Source organism: Arthrobacter glacialis (assembly GCF_002909445.1).
GTDB lineage: Bacteria > Actinomycetota > Actinomycetes > Actinomycetales > Micrococcaceae > Specibacter > Specibacter glacialis.
This window is the reverse complement of the sequence record NZ_PPXC01000018.1, coordinates 1-15337: the sequence shown is the minus strand read 5'-3', so window position 1 is coordinate 15337 and position 15337 is coordinate 1. Positions and strand designations below refer to the sequence as shown.

Genomic DNA, 15337 nt, shown 5'->3' with positions numbered 1-15337 from the left:
GGAAGTCACATCAGCTGCGCACTCACGGAAGGCAGGCGAAGGCGCTGGGGTCCCGTAAGGGTCTAGCCCTTAGAAGGGGTCCAGCCCAGGGCCGGGCCCAATTTTGTGGAAATGTCGGTGAGGATCTGCACGTAGTCTTCATGGTCGAAGCTGAAGGGCAGCGCGAACGCCACTTCATCCACCTCCTGGAATCCCGCGTGTGCGTACAACTGCTCCGCGATCTGTTCGCTGGTGCCGATGAGATCCGGGGCAAACAGCATCCGTTTTGGCCCCTGCGGCGCTTTGGTGCGGGGAGTGCGCTCGTCGACGTACCGCTGGTACTTTTCCCGCTGTTTTACCGAGGCTGAATCCGTCGGGATCACCACCAGCCCTTGGGAGACCCGGGCTGGCCCGCGCGTCTGAGCTGATGCCTCGGCTGCTGCACGGTAGGCGCGGATTTGTGATTGCTGGATTTGAGCAAACACCGGTTCTTGATGCTCTTCGGGGAAGACCACACTACTGGTGAGCAGATTGAATCCATTTTCTCCGGCCCAGATGGCCGATTTCTTGCTTGCCGCCCCATACCAAAGACGTTCACTCAGCCCCGAAGAGTGCGGCTCAACACGATTGGAGAATTCTTCCACAACGCCCTGCTTGCCGGAAAATTCCCGAACCGGTTCTCCTGCAACCAAACGGGCAAGCCGATCTACCCGTGCGTAGCTGAAGTCCTCCAGCTCGGCGGAATCGGGATAAAGTTCGTGTTTCACCGTGTCGTAGTGCATCGGTTCACCCACACTCAGGCCCGGATTGATCCGTCCGCCGGAGAGCAGATCCACGGTGGCAAGGTCCTCGGCCAGGCGCAAGGGGTTTTCCCAGCCCATGGGGGTCACAGCGGTGCCAAGCTCGATCCGGGACGTGCGCTGGCTGGCCGCAGCCATGATCGCAATGGGGGAGGAGATGCCGAACTGCAGATGGCGGTGTCGCAGCCAGGCGCTGTCGAATCCGAGTCGCTCGCCCAGTTCGATGACCTGCAACGTTGATTCGTGACCCGCGGCAGGGTCCGCCGGATCGAACAATCCGATGGTGAGGAAACCAAGCTTGCGCAGCGGACGTGAGGAGTCGGTCATGGCTTCCTTCATGGATCGGAGTACGGCTGATTCTCATGATAGGTGGGGGATCGGGCGCGGAAGTCGGGACGTTACCCCGAAAGTCGTTGACACCGAAAAGTGAGTTGTTGAGTTAGAGCGTGGGAGGCCCAGGACCATGGTGGCCTTAGCCGATCGAGTAAATCAAACCGAGTCCTAGGCTGGCCAGTTGTGCCGTGAATTTTCTTGCTGCCTCCAGGTAGGACTCCACATAGTCGCGCCTGTAGTCCATGATCGCCGCCCAGTCTGGGGATTCCTGCGGCAGACGGCGCTGGTAGAGCTCGCGCAAGTCGACCAATGTCAGGTCTGTGGCCACGCTTCGGACCTGTTCGGCAGACAGCACCCGGTCAAAGGGAATCCACCCGCAGCTGGTCATTTCCACGTCACCGCTGACCAGTTCATATGAGGCCCGGGGTGGCTCCGGTTCACCCAGTAGCCACTGCAGGTCCCGCCAAGCCTTGTCGAGATACAGCCCTTCGGGCCGATCCGGTGGATCGGACCAGGACGCCCAAAAGTGGTGGTCGGACAGGAACGCCCGTGGATTAATGCGGGCAATGTTGACCATTGGTGCTGGCATCGGAAGTGCAAAGTATCTGATTCCCATGCAGCAATTTTTCCAGTGATCAGGATTTCCCGCTTGAGGTTATCCACAGGGCGCACATCCACAAATTACTGCGCGGCACGCTCCGCCTCTGTCAGCGTTCGCAGCACACAGAATTCGTTGCCCTCGGGATCAGCCATGACCACCCAGGTGACGTCGGTTCCCTGGCCAATATCGACCCGCCTGGCACCCAGTGCCTCCAGCCGGGCCACCTCGGCCGCCTGGTCATCCGGGCGCAGATCTAGGTGCAACCGGTTCTTGACGGCCTTTGTCTCGGGTACGCGCAGGAACAGAATGTCCGGGAGGGCTCCCGCTTCGGGGCTGCCGGCATGAGGTTGCAGGGCCACCTCGTCGTCATCGCTATCTTCGACGACTATCCGCCAGCCAAGGGCCTCCGCCCAGAACTGCGCAGTTTCGCGGGGTGTTGTTGAGTCAATGGAGAAGTTTTCGATGCGTGATCCCATGCCGCCATTGTGCCTTCCCCGACAGCTCTTGGCCAGAGCTGGCCCCTGGTCTCCGCCGAATAGCCCTAGCGGCCACAAGCTCCCGCCAATCGGTCCAATGTGTGGAAAAGTTAGGCCATGGACACACCTGAGGAACGCACACCGGAACTGCCCGACACCCGAACAGGTCCGCCGTTCATGGCAGGGGAGCGGGAGTCCCTTGAGGCGTGGCTGGAGTTCTACCGGGCGACCCTGCCCATCAAGGTGGGCGGACTGACGGCGAGCCAACTGTGCCAAGCCGCCGTCCCGCCGTCGAGCATGACCATCGCCGGCATAGTCCGCCACCTGAGCGATGTGGAGCGCTACTGGTTTTCCAATGTGGCGGCCGGAAGCGCAGAAGTTGCCCGCTACAAGGCCGAGAACTCCGACGCCGACTTCAACGACTACTCCGAAGCGCAGGCACTGGCCGACGTGGCCGCCTACACGGAGGAACTCGCCAGCGTCCGGGAGCTGGCCGCCGCCGTCACGGACCTCGACGCACCCCTGCCCGCGCTCCGGCACGGCCAGCAGCTGAACCTGCGCTGGGTATACACCCACATGATTGAGGAGTACGCCCGCCACTTGGGGCACGTGGACCTGCTGCGCGAATGTGTTGACGGCCGAACAGGGTATTGATGTACGACGTCGGATGCTGGACTGGGCGCCTGCACCGGCCGTGAGTCGATGCTCACATTCATCCGTTGAGCTAGGACATTCCACAGCTCCTGTTCAGAACGCTGCGGTACGCTGAAAAGCAGGATTGTTCCAAGGGACTGGCGAGTCGCCGTTGAATTCCCGTAAAGCCCATTTTGAAGCGAAGAACTTGGAGGTGGAATGCGGCCCGGACGCATTTCCAAAGTACTGGCCACGGCCGCGGCACTTGCATTGGCCCTGGCGGCATGCACGGGCACACCCCCGGCCCCCAACCAGACCACAACCTCCGCCACGTCAACGGCCGGCGGGAATGTCACTGTTCTTGAGGGTTCCCCCTTCAGCTCGTTCAACGCCACAAGCGTCACAGGCAACACCCTGACCAACGCCCGCATTGCTTCTGCCACCCACTCCGGGTTCAACTCCGTGGGCAGCGACCTGAAGATCATCAAGAACGACAAGTTTGGCAAGTATGAGATGGTCAAGGACAAGCCCCTCACCATCAAATACACCATCAACAGCGGTGTCCAATGGTCCGACGGCGCCCCGGTGACGGCCGATGACTTGTTCCTGCAGTGGGCTTCGGAGTCGGGATATTTCAACGATGCCACCTTGGACAAGAATTTCGCCGTAACGGCAGGAACGGCCTACTTCCACGCCGCCGGTGACAACACGGGCCTGGCCAAGACGGAGCTTCCCGTCATCGGTGACGACGGACTGTCGCTGACCCTGACCTACACCACCCCGTTCTCCGACTGGGAAACAGCCCTCGGATCCTCCGTGGACGTGCCGGCCCACATTGTGGCCGTCCGAACAGGGCTTAAGGATGCGCAGGCATTGACTGCACTGCTGCAGTCCGTGCCCAAGGGAGATCCTGCAAAACCCGTCCCCGCCAATCCGGCCCTGCGCAAGGTTGCGGATTTCTGGAACACAGGTTTTGACAGCAAGACCATGCCTGATCCGACCTTGGCGCTGTCCAACGGGCCTTACCTGGTCAAGGGAGTTACCGCGGACCAAGAACTGATCCTGACCCGAAACGCGGACTACACGTGGGGGGATGTGCCCAAGCTGGACACCTTGACCGTCCACTATGAAAGCGACCCCGACAAGCAGATAAAAGCGCTTGAAGCTGGAACTGCCGATGTGGCCACACCTGCTGCTAGTGCAGAACGGATCAGTGCGCTGGCAGCGCTGAAGTCTGCCGGGGTGCAAGTCCAGCAAGGCTTGGGCTTGGGCTTTGACCAGTTGGTGCTGAACTTCAAGGGTGTTTTGTCGCCACCAGATTTGCGCAGTGCATTCCTGCACACGGTCCCGCGCCAGGAGATCGTGAACCAGATTGCCAAGCCCCTTGACTCCAACGCTGAGGTACTGAACTCATTTGTGTTCAACCCCGTACACGTTCCTTACAAGGAATCCGCACGCAGCAACGGCACCACGGATATGGCTGCAGTGGACTTGGTAGCCGCCAAGGCACTCCTGGCCGGCGCTAGTCCCACTGTGCGCATCTTGTACAACAAGGACGATCCCGACCGCGCCAAGGAGTATTCCCTGATCGCCGCCTCGGCCACGCTGGCAGGATTTAGTGTCACCGATGCGGGCAAAGACTCCAAGCAATGGCTCGCTGCGTTGAAGGAAGGGGCCTTCGATGTGGCCCTCTATGGTTGGACCAGCAACCCCACGGGTTCTGTTCAGGTGCCTCAGGTCTTCACAACGGGAGCCGTCTCCAACCTCAACAATTTCTCCAACACAGTGGTGGATCAACTGACCGAACAGCTTGCTGTCAACCCTGACGATGCCAAACAAAATGCTTTGAAAATGCAGATCGACCAGCTGGTTGTGGAAGCTGCCTACGGCCTGCCCCTGTTCCAGCGCACGGCCCTCAGCGCCACAGGCAAGCACGTTTCAGGCGTGCAGTTCTCTCCACTGGACGTTGGTCCGTGGAAGAGCGTCGCCCAGTGGGCATACGTTAACTAGCTCGTTGTGCACATCCGCATGCCAGCAGTGAGCGCTGCCCGGAAGCGCCAAGGAAAGAAGAGTTCATGAACGCCGAAGCAATCCCCAACAGTGCCCTCCGCGTCACCAGCCACGAAGTACTGGCCTTGCTTTCCTTCGGCCCCGGGCCCGGGGCCGATTTGAGCCGCAAGGTTCTGGTCCTTGCCGATTTGCCCGAAGACAGCGACCTAGTCCGCGCCGGGTTGGCTACCCTGCACGTTCGGGATATGGCCGAGGCCGACGGGGAGGGCATCCACCTGCGCGACGGCGCGCTTGTCCTCTCAGTCATTCTCTCGACAGCCACGGAATGGTTTGAGGCCACGCGTTACGGTGCCACTTCTTCATTGCCCGCCTATATAGTCAGCTCTCCCCACGGCAAGGCCGCAATCTTCCTCAGGCCGTTGAGCCAGTACCTGTGCCTGCCATTGCGTGCCGACATGGACATCGCAGATTTTCTTGAGCAAACGGTGAACGGTCTGGTTGCCGAGGCCCATGCCATGGACGGCGGCCTGGTCACAGTGCGCCGCCACCGGCTGGGTGCAGAAACAGCCGTGGCCAATGTGAAAGTCAACGCCGACGGCTCAAGGCAGCTGGCAGCCCTGCCCCTGCAAGACGACGGCCAGCTGACGCTCACTGCCCTTGATGAGAGCCAAGATGCGGGGGCGTGCGTGAGCTCGGCTTTCCGTGATTGAGCAATCCACTTTGCAGCCTGGGTGAGTTTCATCACTCGCTGAAGTGTCCGGCGTCGAACTTTTAAGGCGTGAATGCGCGGTTAATTAGCAGTTGGGGAGTGATCCATGGCTACGCGATGGAAAAAATGCGCCCAAGATGGGATAAAGTGACTAGGCCGTATTTGTCAGTACGACTAGAATGGTGTTATCTGCCGATTCTTCACGGCCAACCATCAATGTGACTTTCTGCTTTAGCCCTTCCGGGCCTGCAGCCGGGCCCAACTGAAACGAGTCTTAACGCATGAACGACACTTCTCTGAACACTGCTTCGCGCACTGACCTGCGCAATGTCGCCATTGTGGCCCACGTTGACCACGGCAAGACCACCTTGGTTGATGCCATGCTCAAGCAGACGCACTCCTTTGCCGATCACGGTGTCGTTGCAGAGCGTGTCATGGACTCCGGTGACCTGGAGCGCGAAAAGGGCATCACCATTTTGGCCAAGAACACCACGGTTGCCTACAACGGTCCTTCCGCTGGCGGCCAGGTCATGACCATCAACGTCATCGACACCCCCGGCCACGCTGACTTCGGTGGCGAGGTTGAGCGCGGTTTGTCCATGGTTGACGGCGTTGTACTCCTCGTTGACGCTTCCGAAGGCCCGCTTCCGCAGACCCGCTTTGTGCTGCGTAAGGCACTCGCCGCAAAGCTCCCCGTCATCCTGTTGGTCAACAAGACCGACCGCCCCGATGCTCGCATCGACGAGGTCGTTGCCGAGTCCATGGACCTGCTCCTGGGCCTGGCCTCCGACATGGCCGACGAAGTTCCGGACTTGGACCTCGACGCCGTTCTGAACGTTCCCGTTGTTTACGCCTCCGGCAAGTTGGGCCGCGCCTCCACCATTCAGCCCGATAACGGCACGGCACCGGACAACGAGGACCTTGAGCCGCTGTTCAAGACCATCATCGATCACATTCCGGCCCCGACATACAACCCGGAAGGTGTCCTGCAGGCGCACGTCACCAACTTGGACGCTTCCCCGTTCCTGGGCCGTTTGGCTCTGCTGCGTATCTTCAACGGCACCCTGCGCAAGGGCCAGACCGTTGCCTGGTGCCGCGCTGATGGCACCGTCAAGCCTGTCAAGATCACCGAACTGCTGGCTACCCAGGCTCTGACCCGTGTTCCGGCCGAGTCCGCTGGCCCCGGCGAAATTGTTGCTGTTGCCGGTATCGAGGACATCACCATTGGTGAGACCCTGACCGACTTGGAAAACCCGCAGCCGCTGCCGCTGATCACCGTTGACCCGCCGGCCATCTCCATGACCATCGGTATCAACACCTCGCCGATCGCCGGCCGCGTCAAGGGCCACAAGGTCACCGCACGCCAGGTCAAGGATCGTCTGGACAAGGAACTCGTCGGTAACGTTTCCTTGAACGTTCTCCCCACCGAGCGTCCCGACGCTTGGGAAGTTCAGGGCCGTGGCGAATTGGCTCTGTCCATCCTCGTTGAGCAGATGCGTCGCGAAGGCTTCGAGCTGACCGTTGGCAAGCCGCAGGTTGTGACCAGGCAGGTCGACGGCAAGACCCACGAGCCGATGGAACACATGACCATCGACGTACCCGAGGAATACTTGGGCTCCGTGACTCAGTTGATGGCTGCCCGTAAGGGTCGCATGACCAACATGGCCAACCACGGCACCGGCTGGTGCCGCATGGAATTCATCGTTCCGGCCCGTGGCCTGATCGGTTTCCGCACCCGCTTCATGACCGACACCCGCGGTGCCGGTATTGCGGCATCCATCTCCGAAGGCTACGAGCCGTGGGCCGGCCCGATCGAATACCGCACCAACGGTTCCATCGTGGCTGACCGCTCTGGCGTGGTCACCCCGTTCGCGATGATCAAGCTCCAGGAACGCATGAACTTCTTCGTGCAGCCCACCTCTGAGGTCTACGAGGGCATGATCGTTGGCGAGAACTCACGCGCCGATGACATGGACGTAAACATCACCAGGGAAAAGCAGCTCACCAACATGCGTGCAGCTTCCTCGGACACCTTCGAGAACATGACCCCGCCGCGCAACCTGACTCTGGAAGAGTCCTTGGAATTTGCTCGCGAAGACGAGTGCGTTGAGGTTACCCCGGAGTCGGTTCGCATCCGCAAGCTGATCCTGGACGCTTCCGAGCGCGCCAAGGCCGCCCGCAGCCGCGCAAAGAACTAACGCTTCAAGCTTTCGGTAGCGCCTGGCGCTACTCATAGCAATAACACAACAGCCCGCCCCAGTTGCAACTGGGGCGGGCTTTTGTGTTTAAGGTCTCATCTTGATCAAGATCTGCTCAAAATGTGGTCGCGTTTACTTGCTAGTAACATTTTGTGGCTAGGCTCATAGGGTATGAGTTGGAACACTATCCGGGTCAACGGCGATCCCGGTTACCTTGCAACACGGATGTTTCTTCTCGCAACCATTAAAAAAATCAAGGAGGCGGAATGCGTTTCTCACGCACTTCCAAGGCATTGGGTCTGGCAGCAGTAGTTGCTATGTCCCTGTCAGCATGTGGTGGCGGCACGGACAGCGGCAACACCGCAACCGGCGACACCACCAAGGTCATCACAGCCAACAACACCGAACCGGAAAATGGCTTGTTGCCCGCCAACACCAATGAAGTTGGTGGCGGTAAGGTCATGGACCTCATCTTCACCGGTCTGGTCAGCTACGACGTCACCGGCAGGACCGTCAACGAATTGGCGGAGTCCATCGAGACCGAGGACTCCCAGAACTACACCATCAAGATCAAGAGCGGCCAAACGTTCAGCGATGGTTCGCCCATCACGGGCAAAAGCTTTGTTGACGCCTGGAACTTTGGCGCTGCAGCCAAGAACAAGCAGCTGAACAGCTACTTCTTTGAGTCGATCAAGGGCTATGACACGGTTTCCGCCGAGGGCGCCACCGTGGACACCATGGAAGGCCTGAAGGTTGTCGATGACACCACCTTCACGGTTGAACTGGCTCAGGCCGAGTCCGACTTCCCGCTGCGCCTGGGCTACACGGCGTTCTACCCGCTGCCCGAGTCCGCCTTTGCGGATCCGGCCGCATTCGGCCAGAACCCGGTCGGAAACGGCCCCTACAAGTTGGCAGAAGGCGGTTGGAAGCACGACGTTTCCATCGAGCTGGTGCCCAATGACAAGTACAACGGACCGCGCAAGGCCCAAAACGGCGGCGTGACCTTCACCATCTTCACCAGCCTTGATGCCGCCTACACCAGCGTGCAGGCGGACACCCTGGACGTTTTGAAGGATGTGCCGCCGAGCGGTCTGCAGAACTTCACCACGGACTTTGAGGGCCGCAACGTGAACCAGCCCTACGCCGGTAACGCCAACATGACCATCCCAAGCTACCTGCCTGAATTCCAGGGCGAAGCCGGAACCATGCGCCGCCAGGCCATCTCCATGGCGTTTGACCGCCAGCAGATCATCGACAAGATCTTCTACGGCACCAAGACTGTTGCCACGGAATTCACTTCCCCGGTCCTGGACGGCTTCAACAAGGCAATCCCCGGCAACGAGGTCCTGAAGTTCGACGCAGCCAAGGCCAAGGAGCTCTGGGCCAAGGCCGATGCAATCAGCCCCTGGCCGGCAGACAAGGTTTTCACCGTCACCTCCAACATTGATGGTCCCGGCAACAAGGAATACATCACTGCCATGGCCAACCAGATTTCCACCAATCTGGGCATCAAGGCAGAGCTGAACCCGGTCACGTCGTTCAAGGAAATGCGCGCCATGGTCAACAAGAAGGAGCTCACCGGTGCCTCACGTGCCGGCTGGCAGGCTGACTACCCGTCGCTGTACAACTTCCTGGGCCCGCTGTTCGGCACGGGTGCAGGTTCCAACGACGGCAACTACTCCAACCCCGCCTTCGATGCAAAGCTGAAGGCAGGACTGGCTGCCACCAGCGTCGACGAGGGCAACAAGCTCTTCAATGAAGCCCAGGAAATCCTGTTCAAGGACATGCCGGCCGTGCCACTGTGGTACCAGGCAGTCCAGGGTGTTTGGAGCAACAACGTCAACACAGTGCAGTTTGGCTGGGACGGCCAACCGCTGCTATACGCAGTTACCGCAAAGTAGGTTTCTTACTTCCGCGGCGCAGTAAATAGGGGGTCCGGCCTTGGTGCCGGGTCCCCTTTTACTGCCCCACCGACACACATATATGTTATTTTCCGTACAGCAGCTTATGCGCGATCCGCAGAAAACCGCCCTGTACCGTCAACTAATGAACAGGTAATTTCATGAATGCTTTGCGATTGGGAACCCGGGGAGTGGTGGTGCCGTAATGGTCATGTTTACAATCCGCCGTTTCCTGCAGCTGATTCCCGTCTTCTTCGGGGCCACGCTGCTGGTCTACTTCCTTGTCTTCGCCACCCCCGGAGATCCCATTGCCGCCCTATCCGGCGGCAAGCCGATGGCTCCCGCCGTCGAAGCCGCATTGAGGGCCCAATACAATCTGGACCAGCCCTTTTGGATGCAGTATTTCCTGTATTTGAAAAATCTTGTCACCTTGAACCTTGGCCAAACCTTCTCGGGCCAGGAAGTCGCAGACGTCATTGCCCGCGCCTACCCCGTCACCGCCCGCCTGGCCATCATGGCACTGGCTTTTGAAGCTTTCTTCGGCATTCTCTTCGGTGTCATTGCCGGCCTGCGCAAGGGCAAACTGTTTGACAGCACAGTACTGGTTGCTTCACTCGTAGTCATCGCAGTCCCCACCTTTGTTCTGGGCTTTGTGCTCCAACTGGTGGTTGGCGTCAAACTCGGTTGGGCCCGTCCCACCGTTAGCGGTACCGCGCCGTGGAATGAACTGATCTTGCCCGCACTGGTGCTGGGACTTGTGTCGCTGGCCTACGTGATCCGCCTGACACGGGCCTCCATCAGCGAAAACATGAATGCTGACTACGTTCGCACGGCAACGGCGAAGGGCCTGAGCCGCCGCCGCGTTGTCGTGGTACACATCCTGCGCAACTCACTGATCCCTGTGGTGACCTTCCTCGGGGCAGACTTGGGCGGGCTTATGGGTGGCGCGATTGTCACCGAGGGCATTTTCAACGTCCCCGGTGTTGGCAACCTGCTCTTCCAAGCCATCAAGAAGGGCGAGAGCGCCACCGTTGTGGCCGTTGTTGGCATCTTGGTCATTGTGTTTGTGGTGGCCAACCTTGTTGTGGACCTTTTGTACGCGTGGCTCGACCCAAGGATTCGCTATGTCTGAGAACCTGACACCCGAAAATGATCCTGCCGCCCGGGTGACCCCCGCGAGCCGACAGGGAAAAACTTCCACCCGTTTCATTGAACATTTTGTGGCACCCCTGGAGGAGACTCCGCTGGCGGCCGTTGACAAGGTCGATGAGGAAGCAGCCCCGTTGAGCCTCTGGGCCGATGCGTGGCGCAACCTCCGCAAGCAGCCGCTGTTCATCATTTCCGCACTGCTGATCATCTTGGTAGTGGTGGTGGCCGTGGTGCCGCAGTGGTTTGCCAGCGTGGATCCCACCAGCTGCACACTTGACGACTCAGCCGAGGGTGCCCGCGCCGGGCACCCGCTCGGTTTCACCTTGCAGGGCTGCGATGTATATGCGCGCGTAATCTACGGCACGAGGGCTTCGCTCATGGTGGGTATCTTCACCACCCTTGGCGTGCTGGTCATCGGCGGCATCATGGGTGCCCTTGCCGGCTACTACGGTGGCTGGCTCGACACAATCCTGGCACGCTTGGGAGACATCTTCTTTGCCCTGCCCCTGATCCTTGGCGCCATCGTCATCAACCAGTTGCCCGCCTTTCGCGACAACAGGAGTGTTTGGACAGTGGTTGTCGCGTTGGTGGCCTTTGGTTGGCCGCAGATTGCCCGCATCACCCGCGGCGCAGTCCTTGAGAACCGCAACGCCGATTTTGTCACTGCCTCCAAGGCGCTTGGCTTGACGCCCTTCCGGGCATTGGTCAAACATGTGATCCCGAACTCGCTGGCACCCATTATTGTGGTGGCGAGCATCTCCCTGGGAACGTTCATCGTTGCCGAGGCGACGTTGTCCTTCCTGGGCCTTGGCTTGCCGCAATCGGTGATGTCGTGGGGCAATGACATCGCTGCAGCCCAACCACAGGTACGCAACAACCCCGGTGTGCTGCTGTGGCCCGCCGTGGCACTGTCCATCACCGTCTTGAGCTTCATCATGCTCGGTGACGCGTTGCGCGATGCGCTGGATCCCAAAGCAAGGAAGCGGTGACGGCATGTCAATAAATGGAAAAGGTACGCCCGTGAATTCCCGGTCTTCCCGCAACGACGATGCGCCGCTTCTTGAAATTCGGGACCTGGCCATCACCTTTGACACCCAGAATGGGCCCGTCAATGCCGTGCGCAATGCACATCTGACCATCATGCCGGGCGAGACTGTGGCCATTGTGGGGGAGTCCGGTTCGGGCAAGTCCACTACGGCACTGGCAGCTATTGGGCTGTTGCCCAGTAACGGCCGGGTCAGCGGCGGGCAGATCATTTTCGATGGTGAGGACATCACCAACGTCAGTGAAAAACGCATCATTGAACTCCGTGGCAACTCCATCGGTATGGTTCCCCAGGACCCCATGTCGAACCTGAACCCGGTCTGGAAGATTGGTTTCCAGGTCAAGGAGACGCTGAAGGCCAACGGGCTCGACGACGGCAACTCCAAGGCCCGAGTGGCGGAAGTTCTCTCCGAGGCCGGCTTGCCGGATGCTGAGGCCCGTGCAAAGCAGTACCCGCACGAGTTCTCCGGCGGCATGCGCCAACGGGCGCTCATTGCCATTGGTCTGGCTTGCCGACCCCGTTTGCTGATTGCCGATGAGCCCACTTCTGCTCTGGATGTGACAGTGCAGCGCCAGATTCTGGACCACCTGGACCGGATGACCACGGAATTGGGCACGGCAGTGCTGCTCATTACCCACGATCTTGGCCTTGCGGCCGAGCGGGCGGAAAAAGTAGTGGTTATGTACAAGGGGCAGGTGGTTGAATCGGGTCCCGCACTGGAGATCTTGCGCAACCCGAAGCACCCGTACACGCAGCGACTGGTCAACTCAGCCCCGTCCTTGTCATCACGGCGCCTGCAGTCGCAGAAAGCCAAGGATGTGCTGGCCGCTGCCGTGGAAGACATCGAGGAGTCGACTCCCGACGTGGGGGACGGGGCACACCCGGCTCCCGTACACGTCAGCCACGCCACGCCGTCGTCCGAAGCACGCAAGCCCGCGGGCAAGGGCGACACCATCTTGGAGGTCAAGAACCTTACCAAGGAGTTCAAGCTCCGCGGCGCGCTGGGCAAGTCCTCGCAGTTCAAGGCTGTTGATGATGTTTCCTTCACCGTCAAGCGTGGCAGCACCATGGCCATTGTCGGTGAGTCCGGATCGGGCAAGTCCACTGTGGCACAGATGGCGTTGAGCCTGCTGGCGCCCACCGAGGGCAGTATTCTCTTTGACGGTGTCGAGGTGAATACGCTCAAGGGCAAGGCGCTTTTTGATTTCCGCCGGCGGGTGCAGCCCATCTTCCAGGACCCCTACGGTTCCTTGGACCCGATGTTCAACATCTACCGGACCATTGAGGAGCCGCTGAAGATTCACAAGATCGGTGACTCCAAGTCGCGGGAGAAGAAGGTCCGCGAGTTGTTGGATCAGGTGTCCATGCCTGCGGCCACCATGCACCGATACCCCAATGAGCTTTCCGGCGGCCAGCGCCAGCGCATCGCCATTGCGCGCGCCCTGGCGTTGAACCCGGACGTCATTATTTGTGACGAGGCGGTCTCGGCACTCGATGTGTTGGTGCAGGCGCAGGTGCTGAACCTGCTCAACGAGCTCCAGGAAGATCTGGGCTTGACGTACCTGTTCATCACCCACGACCTGGCCGTGGTTCGCCAGATTGCTGATCAGGTGTGTGTCATGCAAAATGGCCGGATTGTGGAAGCAGCCTCCACCGATGAGGTATTCAACAACCCGAAACAGACGTACACGCAAGATCTGCTCAATGCCATTCCGGGAGCCACGCTCTTGGTCTAGCACCAGCAACGAAGCCGGCACACCCGTGGCCTTGCCCGGGTGTGCCGGCTTTTTGCGTCCCGGCGCCAGCATTTGTCGCGCACCGGCATTGGGGCAGCGCTGCTGCCAGCGAGTAGATTGGTGGATATGGAGAACAACGCCGCCACTGCTTTCGAGCACCTTCTGCCCGGTATGGGCCCGGATGTCACTGCCTTGTTTGTGCACGCCCATCCGGATGACGAAACCATTGTTACGGGAGCCACCATGGCAGCTGCAGCCGCTGCCGGGACCCGAGTGGTTCTCGTGACCTGCACGCGCGGGGAGCTCGGTGAAGTGATTCCACCGGAGTTGGCCCACCTGGAAGTGAAGGCAGCCGACATTGCAGCGGGCGCTCACGACGTCGGACACACCAGCAGCGCTCCAGCGGCGGACGGCACGGGGTTGGCGTTGGAACGTGAACGCGAACTGGCCGCGGCCCTAGATGCCCTGGGCGTCAGAGAACATATTTGGTTGGGCCAGGGCCTCACGGCGCCCAGCGGCGGACCGGTGGTCTTCCGGGATTCGGGCATGCAATGGGGGTCCGATGGCAGAGCCGCGGCCGCGTCAACGGTATTGCCGGGTTCATTCTCCAAGGCGCCCCTTGCGGAGACGGCGGATCTGCTGGCCACAGCCATCCGGGCCTTGCGTCCTGCACTGGTTGTCACTTACGCTGCCGACGGCGGTTACGGCCACCCCGATCACGTGCGCACGCATGAACTGACCATGGCAGCCCTGCAGGCGGCTGCAACGCCATCGACTGAACCTTCCGGCTGGGTGGTGCCGGCCATCTACGCCATTGTCAGCGACCGCCCGGAGCGCGAACTGCCAGCTGACGTGGCCCGGCTTGCCGTCCAGGGCGATCTGGCCGCCAAAAAATCGGCCATGCAGGCCCACAGAACCCAAATCACTGTGCAGGGGGAGCGCTTTGCCCTCTCCGATAACGTGTGGCGAGACATCACGGCCTTGGAAGAGTTTGTTGCCGTGGATCCGGCCTTGATTTATGGGGCGCAGACACCATGACCGAACCGTTGGAAGCACGCACTCAAGGACCTGAGACAGGGGCCGGGCAGCCCGGACCCGCCCGGGCCCAAAAGTCCCGGTTCGTTCTTCCGCCGCCGCGCCGGTGGGCAGTTCTGGCCGCAGCTGCCGGTGCTGGTGTGGGCAGCGGGCTGCTGGGCACCTCCCTGCACGGCCACCTCTGGCATCTCGACGGCGGGGCGCTGATTCCCATTGGCGCGGCACTGGCCTTGCTATTACTTGCCGCCGTGAGCTTGTTTGTTGGACTGTGGAGCAAGAGTTCCTGGGTTGTGGTGCTCTGCGGGGCCGCCGCCTACCTCACCGCCGGGCTGCTCTCCATGCAGGGGGGCTCCTTCGGCATGATCATCGACAACCTGCAGGGCCGTGTGTGGCTCTACGGCATTGCCTTCACCACACCCCTGGTGGCACTGGTTGTCTGGCGACTTCTGATCCCCAAGAAGTAGCCCTCCCTCAACCCCAACGCTCCTTCAGTTATGGGGTGTTTTTCCCCAACGCTCCTGCAGCAGTGGGTGCCGGATACCGGATTCCGTCGGCACATGGCTGTGAGGCCGGAATCTCGTGGGCACTGAGTGAGCGGGCGTCGCCCAATTACTTGTCGTAACTGCGCGAGCGTTAGGGAAAAACACCCCGTATCCCCTACGTGCCAGCCTTGAGTGAGAGAGTTTTTCTCATTCATGTTTGGTGGGGCAGGAGGAGATAATTATTCATGGA

Annotated in this window: 13 protein-coding genes; 10 read left to right on the top strand and 3 right to left on the bottom strand. The window is 60.3% G+C overall.

The window, feature by feature from the left end; genetic code table 11:
- Nucleotides 1-62: 62 nt before the first annotated feature.
- The 3 genes from CVS27_RS17670 to CVS27_RS17660 all read right to left on the bottom strand — a co-directional run bounded on the left by CVS27_RS17670 (nt 63) and on the right by CVS27_RS17660 (nt 2189).
- Nucleotides 63-1106: an LLM class flavin-dependent oxidoreductase gene (locus CVS27_RS17670; RefSeq protein ID WP_103467176.1), complete on the bottom strand. Its 1044-nt coding sequence runs from the start codon at nt 1104-1106 to the stop codon at nt 63-65.
- Between the two features lie 145 nt (nt 1107-1251).
- Entirely contained in the window at nt 1252-1728 is a 477-nt protein-coding gene (locus CVS27_RS17665) for a DUF1877 family protein (RefSeq protein ID WP_133159192.1), read from the bottom strand.
- A 65-nt stretch (nt 1729-1793) separates the two neighbouring features.
- The gene (locus tag CVS27_RS17660; RefSeq protein ID WP_103467174.1) at nt 1794-2189 is read right to left on the bottom strand and encodes a VOC family protein; all 396 of its coding nucleotides are present in this window, start codon (nt 2187-2189) and stop codon (nt 1794-1796) included.
- Between the two features lie 117 nt (nt 2190-2306).
- On the opposite strand from CVS27_RS17660, the gene CVS27_RS17655 reads away from it, so the two are divergent.
- The 10 genes from CVS27_RS17655 to CVS27_RS17610 all read left to right on the top strand — a co-directional run bounded on the left by CVS27_RS17655 (nt 2307) and on the right by CVS27_RS17610 (nt 15069).
- Nucleotides 2307-2843 (top strand): DinB family protein, encoded by a 537-nt coding sequence (locus tag CVS27_RS17655; protein WP_103467173.1) that lies wholly within the window; start codon nt 2307-2309, stop codon nt 2841-2843.
- A 198-nt stretch (nt 2844-3041) separates the two neighbouring features.
- Nucleotides 3042-4832 carry an ABC transporter substrate-binding protein gene (locus CVS27_RS17650; RefSeq protein ID WP_103467172.1) on the top strand — a complete coding sequence of 597 codons (1791 nt, stop codon included), beginning with the start codon at nt 3042-3044 and terminating at the stop codon, nt 4830-4832.
- Nucleotides 4833-4897: 65 nt separating this feature from the next.
- Nucleotides 4898-5542 (top strand): hypothetical protein, encoded by a 645-nt coding sequence (locus CVS27_RS17645; RefSeq protein WP_103467171.1) that lies wholly within the window; start codon nt 4898-4900, stop codon nt 5540-5542.
- A gap of 280 nt (nt 5543-5822) precedes the next feature.
- A complete protein-coding gene (gene typA / locus CVS27_RS17640; RefSeq protein WP_103467170.1) occupies nt 5823-7739 on the top strand; it encodes a translational GTPase TypA in 1917 nt (638 codons plus the stop codon).
- Nucleotides 7740-8005: 266 nt separating this feature from the next.
- Nucleotides 8006-9640, top strand: a complete 1635-nt coding sequence (locus CVS27_RS17635; protein WP_103467169.1) for a peptide ABC transporter substrate-binding protein — start codon at nt 8006-8008, stop codon at nt 9638-9640.
- 205 nt (nt 9641-9845) lie between these two features.
- Nucleotides 9846-10772 (top strand): ABC transporter permease, encoded by a 927-nt coding sequence (locus CVS27_RS17630; protein ID WP_103467168.1) that lies wholly within the window; start codon nt 9846-9848, stop codon nt 10770-10772.
- Nucleotides 10765-11778: an ABC transporter permease gene (locus CVS27_RS17625; RefSeq protein ID WP_103467167.1), complete on the top strand. Its 1014-nt coding sequence runs from the start codon at nt 10765-10767 to the stop codon at nt 11776-11778. Before CVS27_RS17630 ends, CVS27_RS17625 begins: the two co-directional genes overlap by 8 nt.
- Nucleotides 11779-11782: 4 nt before the next feature.
- Nucleotides 11783-13570: an ABC transporter ATP-binding protein gene (locus tag CVS27_RS17620; RefSeq protein ID WP_103467166.1), complete on the top strand. Its 1788-nt coding sequence runs from the start codon at nt 11783-11785 to the stop codon at nt 13568-13570.
- 126 nt (nt 13571-13696) lie between these two features.
- Nucleotides 13697-14608 carry a PIG-L family deacetylase gene (locus CVS27_RS17615; RefSeq protein ID WP_103467165.1) on the top strand — a complete coding sequence of 304 codons (912 nt, stop codon included), beginning with the start codon at nt 13697-13699 and terminating at the stop codon, nt 14606-14608.
- The gene (locus CVS27_RS17610; protein WP_103467164.1) at nt 14605-15069 is read left to right on the top strand and encodes a hypothetical protein; all 465 of its coding nucleotides are present in this window, start codon (nt 14605-14607) and stop codon (nt 15067-15069) included. The genes CVS27_RS17615 and CVS27_RS17610 overlap by 4 nt, the downstream gene beginning before the upstream one ends.
- Nucleotides 15070-15337 lie beyond the last annotated feature (268 nt).

Coding starts and splice junctions, on each gene's coding strand:
- typA (WP_103467170.1), top strand. CDS start 5,823: ATGAACGACACTTCTCTGAACACTGCTTCGCGCACTGACCTGCGCAAT.
- CVS27_RS17670 (WP_103467176.1), bottom strand. CDS start 1,106: ATGACCGACTCCTCACGTCCGCTGCGCAAGCTTGGTTTCCTCACCATC.
- CVS27_RS17630 (WP_103467168.1), top strand. CDS start 9,846: ATGGTCATGTTTACAATCCGCCGTTTCCTGCAGCTGATTCCCGTCTTC.
- CVS27_RS17660 (WP_103467174.1), bottom strand. CDS start 2,189: ATGGGATCACGCATCGAAAACTTCTCCATTGACTCAACAACACCCCGC.
- CVS27_RS17635 (WP_103467169.1), top strand. CDS start 8,006: ATGCGTTTCTCACGCACTTCCAAGGCATTGGGTCTGGCAGCAGTAGTT.
- CVS27_RS17645 (WP_103467171.1), top strand. CDS start 4,898: ATGAACGCCGAAGCAATCCCCAACAGTGCCCTCCGCGTCACCAGCCAC.
- CVS27_RS17615 (WP_103467165.1), top strand. CDS start 13,697: ATGGAGAACAACGCCGCCACTGCTTTCGAGCACCTTCTGCCCGGTATG.
- CVS27_RS17610 (WP_103467164.1), top strand. CDS start 14,605: ATGACCGAACCGTTGGAAGCACGCACTCAAGGACCTGAGACAGGGGCC.
- CVS27_RS17665 (WP_133159192.1), bottom strand. CDS start 1,728: ATGGGAATCAGATACTTTGCACTTCCGATGCCAGCACCAATGGTCAAC.
- CVS27_RS17625 (WP_103467167.1), top strand. CDS start 10,765: ATGTCTGAGAACCTGACACCCGAAAATGATCCTGCCGCCCGGGTGACC.
- CVS27_RS17655 (WP_103467173.1), top strand. CDS start 2,307: ATGGACACACCTGAGGAACGCACACCGGAACTGCCCGACACCCGAACA.
- CVS27_RS17620 (WP_103467166.1), top strand. CDS start 11,783: ATGTCAATAAATGGAAAAGGTACGCCCGTGAATTCCCGGTCTTCCCGC.
- CVS27_RS17650 (WP_103467172.1), top strand. CDS start 3,042: ATGCGGCCCGGACGCATTTCCAAAGTACTGGCCACGGCCGCGGCACTT.